Origin of the sequence: Nonomuraea antimicrobica, assembly GCF_039536965.1 — a bacterium.
GTDB lineage: Bacteria > Actinomycetota > Actinomycetes > Streptosporangiales > Streptosporangiaceae > Nonomuraea > Nonomuraea antimicrobica.
The window spans coordinates 1-11115 of record NZ_BAAAZP010000234.1; the positions used below are offsets into that span (position 1 = coordinate 1).

Annotated in this window: 7 protein-coding genes and 1 pseudogene; all 8 read left to right on the top strand. The window is 73.6% G+C overall.

The window, feature by feature from the left end; all coding sequences use genetic code 11:
- The coding region (locus ABD844_RS49150) for a condensation domain-containing protein (RefSeq protein ID WP_344895788.1) at positions 1 to 5466 on the top strand (5466 nt) is incomplete at its 5' end.
- Positions 5459 to 6538 (top strand): acyltransferase domain-containing protein, encoded by a 1080-nt coding sequence (locus ABD844_RS49155; RefSeq protein ID WP_344895791.1) that lies wholly within the window; start codon positions 5459 to 5461, stop codon positions 6536 to 6538. The genes ABD844_RS49150 and ABD844_RS49155, both read left to right, overlap by 8 nt.
- 2 nt (positions 6539 to 6540) lie before the next feature.
- Positions 6541 to 7701: an acyl-CoA dehydrogenase family protein gene (locus ABD844_RS49160; protein ID WP_344895794.1), complete on the top strand. Its 1161-nt coding sequence runs from the start codon at positions 6541 to 6543 to the stop codon at positions 7699 to 7701.
- An 11-nt stretch (positions 7702 to 7712) separates the two neighbouring features.
- Positions 7713 to 8894 carry a class-II aminoacyl-tRNA synthetase family protein gene (locus ABD844_RS49165; protein WP_344895797.1) on the top strand — a complete coding sequence of 394 codons (1182 nt, stop codon included), beginning with the start codon at positions 7713 to 7715 and terminating at the stop codon, positions 8892 to 8894.
- Complete coding sequence (locus tag ABD844_RS49170; RefSeq protein WP_344895800.1) at positions 8891 to 9736, top strand: 3-hydroxyacyl-CoA dehydrogenase family protein; 846 nt, start codon at positions 8891 to 8893, stop codon at positions 9734 to 9736. The genes ABD844_RS49165 and ABD844_RS49170 overlap by 4 nt, the downstream gene beginning before the upstream one ends.
- 30 nt (positions 9737 to 9766) lie before the next feature.
- Positions 9767 to 10015 (top strand): natural product biosynthesis carrier protein, encoded by a 249-nt coding sequence (locus tag ABD844_RS49175; protein WP_344895803.1) that lies wholly within the window; start codon positions 9767 to 9769, stop codon positions 10013 to 10015.
- Positions 10016 to 10086: 71 nt separating this feature from the next.
- Positions 10087 to 10233 (top strand): annotated as a pseudogene (locus ABD844_RS53525) (4'-phosphopantetheinyl transferase family protein); the annotation flags it as partial.
- Positions 10230 to 11115, top strand: an 886-nt coding sequence (locus ABD844_RS49180; RefSeq protein WP_344895806.1) for an MFS transporter, incomplete at its 3' end; no start/stop codon positions are given. The pseudogene ABD844_RS53525 and the gene ABD844_RS49180, both read left to right, overlap by 4 nt.

The window sequence follows — 11115 nt, forward strand, 5'->3', positions numbered from 1 at the left end:
CGCCTGGACGGGGCCGCCCGCCTGGACGGGGCCGCCCGCCTGGACGGGGCCGCCGTGCGCGAGGTGGCCGCGCGGCCGTTCTCGCTGTCGGGCCTGGACGCGTCGCAGGTGGCGGGCCTGCGGGGAGACGTCGAGGACGCCTTCCGCCTGTCGCCGCTGCAGAGCGGCATGCTCTTCCACGCGCTGAGCCGGCCGGGGGACTACGTCGGCACCGACGAGTACCTGATCACCGGGCCGCTCGACACGGGCCTGCTCAGGGCCGCTTGGCAGCGGGCCGCCGCCCGGCACCCGGCGCTGCGCAGCTTCGTCGCCTGGGAGGGGCTGCCGCATCCGGTGCAGGCGGTCCTGCGTGCCGTGGAGGTGCCGTTCGCCGTGGCGGGCGACGTGGCGGGCGACGAGGGGGTGGATCTCGCGGACGGGCTGCCGTACCGGGTCGTGGTGGTGCGCGAAGGCCCCGAGCGGCACCGGCTGCGGTGGGTGTGCCACCATATCGTGCTCGACGGCTGGAGCAAGTCGGCCGTGCTGGCCGAGGTCTTCACCATCTACGCGGCGCTGCGCGAGGGCGGGGAGCCCGAGCTGCCGGAGCCGGTGCCGTTCGCCGCGCACCCGGCCTGGCTGGCCGGGCTCGACCGGGAGGCCGAGGCGCGCTTCTGGCGGCGGGAGCTGGCCGGTGTCACCAGGCCCACGCCGCTGCCGGGCGGGCCCGACGGCGGCACGGGCACGGGACGGCAGGCCGCGGTGCTGGACGAGCGGCTGGTCGCCGACCTGACCGGGATCGCCCGCACGGGACGCATGACGCTGAACGCGGTCCTGCTCGGAGCGTGGGCGCTGCTGCTCGGACGCGCCACCGGCTCGGACGACGTGCTGTTCGGCGTGACGCTGTCGGGACGGTCCGCGCCCGTGCCCGGCGTCGACCGCATGATCGGCATGCTCATGAACACCGTGCCCGCGCGGGTGCGGATCGACCGGAGCGCTCCCGCCGCGCAGTGGCTGGCCGCGGTCCACCGGCAGCAGGTCGAACTGCGCGCGCACGAGCACTCCGCTCTGGTGGACATCCGCAGGCACAGCCAGATCCCCGGCGACCGGCCGATGATCGAGTCCGCCTTCGTCTTCGACGGCGGGTTCGCGGACGCGCCGCGTACGGCGGGGCTGACGATCGAGCAGACGGGCGACGAGGGACGCAACGACCTGCCGCTCGCCGTCACCGTCGACACCGGCCAGGACGGGCGCGTCACGCTCGCCCTCCTGCACGGCCGCGACCGGCTCGGGGACGCGCCGGCCCGCGCGCTGCTGGACGACTACCTGGGCCTGCTCCGCGCCGTCGCCGACACGCCGCAGGCCCCGGTGTCCGCGCTCGGGAACCCACGGGACGCGGCCGGGCGGGTGCTGGCCGGGATCTGGGCGGAGGTGCTGGGGGTCGAGCGGGTCGGCCCGGACGACGACTTCTTCGAGCTGGGGGGCGACTCGATCCTGAGCGTGCACATCGTCGGCCGAGCGCGGGCACACGGCTTCACGTTCACCCCGCGCCGGCTTCTCCAGCACAGGACCGTGGCCGCCCTGGTGGAAGCCACCTCGGAGCACCCGGAACCCGCCTCCTCCTCCGCAGACGACCCGCCGCTGTCCGGCCTGGGGACGGGAGAGCTGGCGCGGTTCGCGGGCGAGGAGGACGTGCTGCGGCTGTCGCCGCTCCAGATGGGCATGCTGGTCGAGACGCTGGCCGCGGCCGGGCCCGACCCCTACTTCCGCCAGTGGAGCTACGACCTCGAAGGCGACCTGGACACCGGGGCGTTCGCGCGGGCGTGGCAGTGGGTGATCGACCGGCATCCGGCGCTGCGCAGCCGCGTCGTCTGGGAGGGCGTCTCCCACCCGGTCCAGGTGGTCGGTCACCGTTCCCCGGTCATGCTGGAGCGCTGGGACACGCGCCGCATGGGGGAGACGGCACCGGCGGACCTGCTCGCCGAGGACCGCGAGCGCGGCTTCGACCTGCACTCCGGGCCGCCGATGCGGCTGGCGCTGATCCGTACGGGCGAGCGGAGCCACCGGCTGGTGTGGAGCGCGCACCACATCCTGCTGGACGGCTGGAGCCACGTGCTCGTCATGCGGGAGGTGTTCTCGGCCTACGAGGCGCTGCGCGAGGGGCGGTCGCCGAGCCTGCCGCCGCCGGTTCCGTACCGGGAGTTCATCGCGTCGCTGGGGCGGCGGCCCGACGGGGCGGCGTACTGGAAGCAGGTCCTGGAGGGCTTCGCCGGGCCGACCCCCGTTCCGCCGCTCGGGGACGGGCCGCGGGGCGCGGGTGTCGTCGAGACGCGGCTGCCGGATGAGCTGGCCCGGTCGTTGAAGGCTTCGGCGGCGGCGTACGGGGTGGCCGCGGCCACGGTGGCGGAGGCGGCCTGGGCGCTGCTGCTGGCCCGGCACACCGGGGAGTCGCGGGTGACCTTCGGCGTGACCGTCTCGGGACGGCTGGCCGCCGTCCCCGGGATCGAGCGCATGGTCGGCATGCTGCTCAACACCCTTCCCGCCCGCCACGAGGTGGGCGGCGCGGTCGGCGACTGGCTGAGGCTCGTCCACGAGAACAGGGGCAGGCGCGGCGAGCACGAGCACGACGCGCTCGTGGACATCCGCCGCTGGGCGGGCGTGCCCGGCGGACGTCCGCTCTACGCGACCAGGTTCGTCTACGCGGGGACCGAGCACGAGGAGGCGGGCGGCGAGTACGCCGGGCTGCGGGTCAGAGACGTCACCGTGGTGGACGGCGAGCTGGACAGCCCTCTGGTGCTCGCCCTGTCCACCGGCGAGGTCACCCAGGTCCAGCTCAGGTACGACGCCCCAGGCTACGACCGGCCGGCGGCCGAGCGCCTGCTGACGGAATACGTGCGGACGCTGGAGTCGCTGGTCACGGCCGAGCCGCACGCGCCACTCACCGACCCGGCGCAGGCACCCGCGCAGGCGCCCGCCGAGGTGCTGGCCCGCGTCTGGCGGGAGCTCCTGGGCGTGGCGGACGTCGGCCCGCACGACGACTTCTTCGACCTGGGCGGCGACTCGATGCTCGTCTTCCGGATGGTGAGCCGGGCGCAGCAGGAAGGGCTGGACCTCACCGTACGGCGGGCACTGCGGCACCGGACCATCGCCGAACTGCTGGCGGGCGACCCAGAATCCGTACGGACCACCCCCACCACGGACACCGCGCCGCTCACCCCCGCGATCAGCCGCCTCCTGTCACGCGGGGTCCGGCCCGCGCACCACAACCAGGCGGCGCTGCTGACCTGGCGTGTGCCACCCGATCCGGCCCGGCTGGACGAGGCGTTGCGCGCGGTGGTCGCCCACCACGAGACGCTGCGCATCCGGCTGCACGGCGACGGGCTGCGGCTCGCGGACGCGGGTGACGCCCCAGTGCTGCGTGAGGTGGCGGACCTGGAGGCCGCCGCCGACGAGCTGAACGCGAGCCTCGACCCCGCCGAAGGCCCGCTGATCGGCGCGGCCACCGTCCCCGGCGCGGCCAGGACGCTGATCGTCGTGCACCACCTGGCGATCGACTCGGTCTCCTGGTCGATCCTCCTGGACGACCTGGCCACGGCCTACCGGGGCGACCGACCGCTCGCCCCGGCGAGCACGCCCTACCTGGAATGGGCCCGGCGGCTGGACGCCCACACCGGCACCCGGCGGTACGCCGAGGACCTGGCGTACTGGTCGGCCGCCCTCCCCGTGGACGCGCCCGAACTGCCCGCCGACCACCCCGGCGGCGAGAACACCGAGGCCCTGGAACGCGTGCACCGCTGCGCGCTGTCCGCGCAGGCGACCGAGACCCTCCTGCGCGGGCACGCCGACGGGCACGCCGACGGGCGTATCGACGGGCGCATCGATGGGGCGCTGCTCGCCTGCGTGGCCGCCGCGCTGGCCCCATGGACGGGGTCGGCCGCCGTCCTCATCGACGTGGAGAGCCACGGCAGGGCGGACCTGTTCGACGACGTGGATCTCGGCCGCACGCTCGGCTGGTTCACCGCCACCTACCCGGTGCACGTGCACGTGGCGGACCCCGACCCCGTACGCCGCACCCGCAGGGTGGGCGACCAGCTCCGCGCCGTCCCCGACCAGGGCATCGGGTACGGCCTGGCCCGCCACCTCCGCTCCGACCTCCCAGGACGGGCAGTACCGCAGGTGTCCTTCACCTACCACGGCCGGCGGAGCGACCGCCAGGAAGACCTCTTCGAGGTGGCCGACGAGGCCCCCGGCACCGTACGCGCGCCCGACGCCGCCCGGTCGCACCCGCTCGCGGTCAGCGCCGCGGTCACCGGCGGCAGGCTGGTCGTCGAGTGGGCCTACTCCGGCGGGCTGCACGAGGCGGCCACGATCGCCGAGCTGGCCGGGCGATTCCTGCGCGAGCTGGAGACCCTGGCCACCGCCCGCCCGCCGGGCCCGGCCGGCCCGCCGCTGAGCGGGCTGTTCCCCGGCTCGCCCGCCCTGCTGCTGCCGATGGCCCGGCACGGCGTACCGGGCGTCGGCGTGGCGGTGATCGAGGCGGGCGAGCGCGTCACGACCTGGGGCCAGGGGGTCACCGGCGACGAACCGGCGCGGGACGTCACGTCCGGCACCCGCTTCCAGGCGTGCTCGGTCAGCAAGCACGTCACGACGCTCGGCGTGCTCAGGCTGGTCCAGGAGGGACGGCTCGACCTCGGCAAGGACGTGCACGCGTACCTGCGCTCGTGGCGGGTGCCCGGCGACGGGGTCACCGCGCGCGACCTGGGCGGGCTCACCGTGCGGGACCTGCTGGACCACACGGCGGGACTCAACGCCTTCGGCCACCCCGGCTACCCCCGGCGCGGCCGGATCCCCGAGCTGCCCGACGTCCTGGACGGGAGGCCGCCGGCCAACACGCCGGCCGTCGTCCGCGAACGGCCGCCCGGCGCCTTCCGCTACACCGGCGGCGGCTTCTCGGTCATCCAGCAGATCGTCGCCGACGTCACCGGCCTGCCGTTCGAGGCGGCCATGCGCGCCCTCGTCCTGGAGCCGCTCGCCATGCGCGACAGCGGCTACGAGCGGGACCCGTGGGGACCGGCGGCGCTCGGGCACCTGTCGGACGGCAGCGTCGTGGAGGAGGGCTGGCGGGTCTTCCCCGAGCTGGCCGCCAGCGGGCTGTGGAGCACGCCGGGAGACCTGGCCAAGGTCGCGCTGGAGATCTTCAGGGCCGCGTCCGGGGCGCGGACGGCCTTCCTGTCGCCGGAGTCGGCCGAGGTGATGCTGACGCCGCGCGCGGGCGGCTACGGCGCGGGCACGGCGATCGACGGGTGCTGGTTCGGCCATCCCGGCGACCGGCACTCCTACCAGTGCTTCACGGCCACCGACCGGCGCACCGGCGACGGCCTGGTGATCATGGCCAACCTGGGCGGCGAGCCGGCCTTCGTCGCCGACGTGCTGAACGAGCTCGGCCTGCCCATCCGCTACTCGATCGATGAGGAGCCCCCGCATGCGTGAGCGCCACCCGGCGGGCGAGCGGCCCGTGGTCTTCATGTTCCCCGGCGTCGGCGACCACTACGCGGGCATGAGCCAGGGCCTCTACGAGCACGAGCCCGCCTTCCGCGCCTCGATGGACCGCTGCTTCGGCCTGCTGACCGCCGAGCTGGGCCAGGACGTCCGCGCGTTGCTCTACCCGGGCGAGGCACCCCGGCGCACGCGGGGCAGACCGGACGTGCGTGCCCTGCTCAACCGCGGGGCACGGCCGCCGGCGGGGCTGGACCGGACGCGGGTGCTGCAACCACTGGTGTTCTCGGTCGAGTACGCCCTGGCCGAGCTGCTCATGAGCTGGGGCATCGAGCCGGCGGGCCTGCTCGGCTACAGCATCGGCGAGTACGTCGCCGCGTGCGTCGCGGGCGTGCTGCCGCTCGACCAGGCGCTCGCCCTCGTCGTCCGGCGGGCCGACCTCATCGAGACCCTGCCGGCGGGAGCCATGCTCGTGGTGCTGCTCGGCGAGGACGAGTTGACCGCCCGTCTCGGCGACGACCTCTCGCTCGCCGCGGTGGACGGTGAGCGCCTGTGCGTGGCGGCGGGCCCCGTACCGGCTGTCGAGCGGCTCGAACGCGACCTCGCCGCGGCCGGGGTGGCGCATCTGCGCGTGGGCGCCCGGCACGCCTTCCACTCGCGGATGATGGCCCCGATCGAGCCCTACCTGGAGGGCCTGGCCCGCACGTTCACGCTGCGCCCTCCGGCGATCCCGTTCCTGTCGAACGTGACCGGCGCCTGGATCACCGCCGAGCAGGCGACCGACCCCCGCTACTGGGCCGGCCACCTGCACAGGACCGTGCGCTTCCACGACGGGCTGACCGAGCTGTGGGCGATGCCGTCGGCGATCGCGCTGGAGGTCGGCGTGGGGACGATGCTCACCGGCCTGGCCGACCAGCATCCCGACCGGCCGGACGACGGCCCGCCCTCGGTCTTCCCCACGCTGGCGGGCGGCGACGACGTGGCCGACCTGCTGGCCGCGGTCGAGGGGTTGCGGGCGGCGGGCGCGCGGGTGGACCGGGACGTCGTACGACAGGCAGGAGGCTGACCGTGGACTTCGACCTGACCCCCGAGCAGCGGGACCTGCGGCAGCGGGTCATCCGGTTCGCCAGGGAGGAACTCGGCGCGCAAGCCGCCGCCCACGACCGGGACGAGACGTTCGACCGCGACGGCTGGAAGGCGTGCGCCGAGTTCGGCGTCCTGGGCTGGCCCGTGCCGCGCGAGTACGGAGGATCGGGACTCGACCCGCTGACCACGCTCCTGGCCTGCGAGGCGCTCGGCTACGGCTGCGCCGACAACGGGCTGGTCTTCGCCGTCGACAACCACCTGTGGGCCTGCGTGGTCTACCTGCTGCGGCACGGCTCACCCGAGCAGCGCGCCAGATTCCTGCCCGGCCTCGTGGACGGGACGCTGATCGGCGCGCACGCCCTGACCGAGCCCGAGACCGGCTCCGACGTGCTGTCGCTCACCACCACCGCCGTGCGGCACGGCGACGACTACGTCATCGACGGCGCCAAGTGCTTCATCAGCAACGGCACCATCGCCGGCCTGTACGTGCTGTTCGCCCGCACGGCCGACTCGGGGCCCGCGCAGCAGGCCCTGTCCGCCTTCCTCCTGCCCCGCGACACCCCGGGGCTGGAGGTACGCCGGGCGATCAGCAAGGCCGGACTGCGCGGCACCCCGATGGGCGAGCTGCGGCTGGAGGGCTGCCGGGTGCCCGGCGCCAACCTGCTCGGCGCGGAGGGGGCCGGGTACCGGATCTTCACCTCCGTCATCGAATGGGAGCGCGGCTTCATGGCCGCCAGCCAGATCGGCCGCCTGCAGCGCCTGCTGGAGACCTCGGTCTCATACGCAAGCTCGCGAACCCAGTTCGGCGTGCCCATCGGCTCCTTCCAGGCCGTCTCGCACCGGCTCGCCGATCTGCGCGTCCACCTGGAGCTGGCGCGGCTGATGCTCTACAAGGTCGGCTGGCTCAAGCGCGAGGGCAGGATCGCGCTGCTCGAATCGGCCATACTCAAGCTCTTCACCAGCGAGAGCCTGGTGGAGGGGGCGCTGGCCGCGATGCGCGTGCACGGGGCGCGCGGCTACGTGGCCGACCTTCCGATCGAGCGCGAGGTCAGGGACGCGCTGGCCGCCACGACCTACGGCGGCACCTCGGACATCCAGCGCACCATCATCGCCGGTCTGTCCGGACTGCCGGAGGCACGATGAAGGAGGAAGAAGTGGCGCGTGAACACCTCATCACGCTCGACGCCCCGCTGTCCGACAGGCTGGCCGCTGAGTTCGCCAAACGGGTGTTCTTCGCCGACGAGTCCATCCTCGGCTTCCGCCTGGTCGAGGGGAACGCCGCCGTCCTGGTGACCGCGACCGGCGCCGCCTCGGCCGACGACCTGGCCCGCAAGCTGCGCTTCCTCCTGCACAACGACGTGCTGCCGCAGCTCGTCAGGGCGCCCAAGGTCATCTGGCGCTCGCCCGCGGACAGGACGCCCGAGCCGGGCACGTTCGAGCGGCTGCGGGAGCGCGGCGTCGTCTGCCCGGTGGGCGAGGGACAGGTCGCGCTCGGCCAGCCGCTGCTGACGATCATGGACGCGCTCGACGCGGTGATCAGGGAGATCGTCGTGGCGGAGTTCGGCGGGCGCGAGTTCCGCTATCCGACCCTCATCCCCACCACCGCGCTGGCCCGCTGCGGCTACTTCACCTCCTTCCCGCAGCACGCGATGTTCGCCACCCGCATCACCGGCGACATCGACGTCTACCGCGACTTCCTGGACGCGGTGAAGAACACCGGCGACGTGGGCGCGGAGATCCTCGGCCGCTGCGGTCGGGTGGACTACTGCCTGCCGCCGACGATGTGCTACCACACGTTCAACCAGTTCGCCGACCGCGCGCTGCCCGAGGGCCTGTCGGTGGCGACGGCGAGGGGCAAGTCGTTCAGGCACGAGGCGCGTTACAGCCACACGCTGGCCCGCCTGTGGGACTTCACCATCAGGGAGATCGTCTTCTTCGGCGCCAGGGACGAGGTGCTCGGGCAGCGCGAGCGGTTCCTGCGCCGCATCCTGGCGCTGGCGGAGTCGCTGGAGGTCTCGGGGCGCTGCGAGGTCGCCAACGACCCGTTCTTCGGCAGCTCCGACAGCGGCGACAGGAGCTCCTCGCAGCGCCTGATGGAGCTGAAGTACGAGCTGGGCCTGCGCGTCGACGCGTCCGAGAGCGTCGCGGTGGGCTCGTTCAACTTCCACGAGCGCCTCTTCGGCGAGGCGTTCCGCATCGAGGGGACGCCGTTCACCGCGTGCGCGGGATTCGGGCTGGAGCGCTTCGCCTTCGCCCTGCTCTGTCAGCACGGCCTTGACCCTGACCGCTGGCCCGGCGCGGTGCGGCGGGCACTGAACCTGGAGGCGGCACTGTGACCAAGCATGTGGGGGTCGTCGGAGCGGGCACGATGGGCGTCGGCGTGAGCCAGGCGTTCGCCGCCTTCGGCTACCGGACCACGCTCGTCGACACCGGTGACGAGGCTCTCGACCGGGCCAGGGAGGCGATCGCCCGCGACCAGCGGTTCGCGGCGCTGCTCGGCTCCCGTACGCCCGGGCACCGCGTCATGGAGCACCTCACGTTCACCACGAAGCTGGACGACCTGGCCGACGCGGAGTTCGTGGTCGAGAACGTCACCGAGGACATGGAGGTGAAGCGGCAGCTCTACCACGCGTTGGAGGACGTGCTCGCGGACGAGTGCATCGTGGGAGCCAACACCTCCGCCATCCCGATCACCAGGCTCGGCTCCTTCACCCGCCGCGCCGACCGGGTCATCGGCACCCACTTCATGAACCCCGCACACCTGAAACCGCTGGTGGAGGTGATACGGGCGCTCCACACGTCCGAGCGGACCGTGCGGACCACCCTCCTGCTGCTGGACACGATCGGCAAGCAGAGCGCGGTCGTGGAGGACTCGCCGGGGTTCGTGACCAACCGGGTGCTCATGCTGACGCTCAACGAGGCCGTCTGCCTGCTGGACGAGGGCGTGGCCACGGCCGCGGAGATCGACCGGCTCTTCGTACGGTGCTTCGGGCACGCCATGGGGCCGCTGGCAACCGCCGACCTGATCGGCCTCGACACCGTGCTCTACTCGCTGGAGGTCCTGCTGCGGGAGTTCAACGACCCTAAGTACCGCCCCTCCACGCTGCTGAAGAAGTACGTGGACGGAGGGCTGCTCGGCCGCAAGAGCGGACGCGGATTCTTCGCCTACGACACCTGACACCCGACACCCGGCAACCGAGGGAGAGACATGCAAGACGACCGCGCGGCGATCAGGGAGTTCGTGGCCCGGCACGTGAAAGGACACGACCTCTCCGACGACCAGGACATCTTCGCCTCCGGATATGTCAGCTCCCTGTTCGTGGTGCAGATCGTGATGTTCACCGAGAACACGATGGGCGTGACCGTCTCCGAGGAGGACCTCGACCTCGACAACTTCCTGTCGATCTCGCGGATCCACGACTTCGTCACCCGCAAGCGGAACGCGCTCGCCCGCTGACCGTCACGTCTCGCGGGGCCGGATCGCCGTACCTGTGATAGAGGTGGGCAGGCGCACGGCGGCACGGACGGGCGCGCGCCTTTCCGGCCCGCTGGACGAGGAAGGAGTCCGTGGTGAAGGCCACCGGTGACGGCTTACCCGTGCCCCCGGCGGGCGTCGAGGTGAGCGGCCGGGGAGGACCGCCGCGCGCGCTGCTCGCGGGAGGCGTTCCTCGGTGAGCGCGTCCCTGCCTCCGGAGGCGGTGCTCCGCCGTTTCTCGCTGCTGAGCTTCTTCGCCAACCTGCCCGCCGGGCTGCACATGGCCCCGATCGTGCTGCTGCTGAGCGCGCGCGGGCTCGACCCCGCCGCCATCGGCCTCGTCTTCGCCGCCTACGGGGTGACCACGGTCGTCCTGGAGCTGCCCACCGGCGGGCTGGCCGACGTGATCGGCAGGCGGGTCATCCTCATGATGTCCGCCGTGCTCGGCACGGCAGGGCTCGCCCTGATGGGCGTGGGGACCTCGCTTCCCGAGCTGATGCTCGCCTCCGTGCTGAGGGGCGTGTCCCGTACGCTGCGGACCGGGCCGCTGGAGTCCTGGTACGTCGACAGCCTCAGGGCGACCGACCCCGAGGCGGATCTGAAGGCGGGGCTGGCCAGGGGCGGCGCCTGGGGCTCGGCGGCGCTCGCCGCGGGCGCGCTGGCCGGTGGCCTGGTCGCGCTCGTTCTTCCCGCCTTCCGGTGGGGGCCGGTGATCCCGCTCTCGGTGCCGCTCCTGCTCGCCGCCGCCGCCTCCGCGGTGCTCTTCCTGCTGGTGCTCGGCGTCATGCCGGAGCCGCCGTACGCCCGCGTCGGCCTGCGCGCCATCCTGCGCAACGTGCCCGCCACGATCCTGCTGGGGGCCCGCGTCAGCGGCCGTGACGTGATCGTGCTGCGCGTCCTGGCCGTGGCGCTGGGCACGGGACTCGCGCTCAACGCCGTGGAACTGCTCACCCCCGGCCGCATCGCCCAGGCCGTCGAGCACCTGGAACTGGCCGGGGGCGCGTACGCGATCGTCGTCACGCTCGGCTTCGCCGCCACGGCCGCGGGATCCGCGCTCGCCCGCGCGCTGGCCAGGCTGCCGG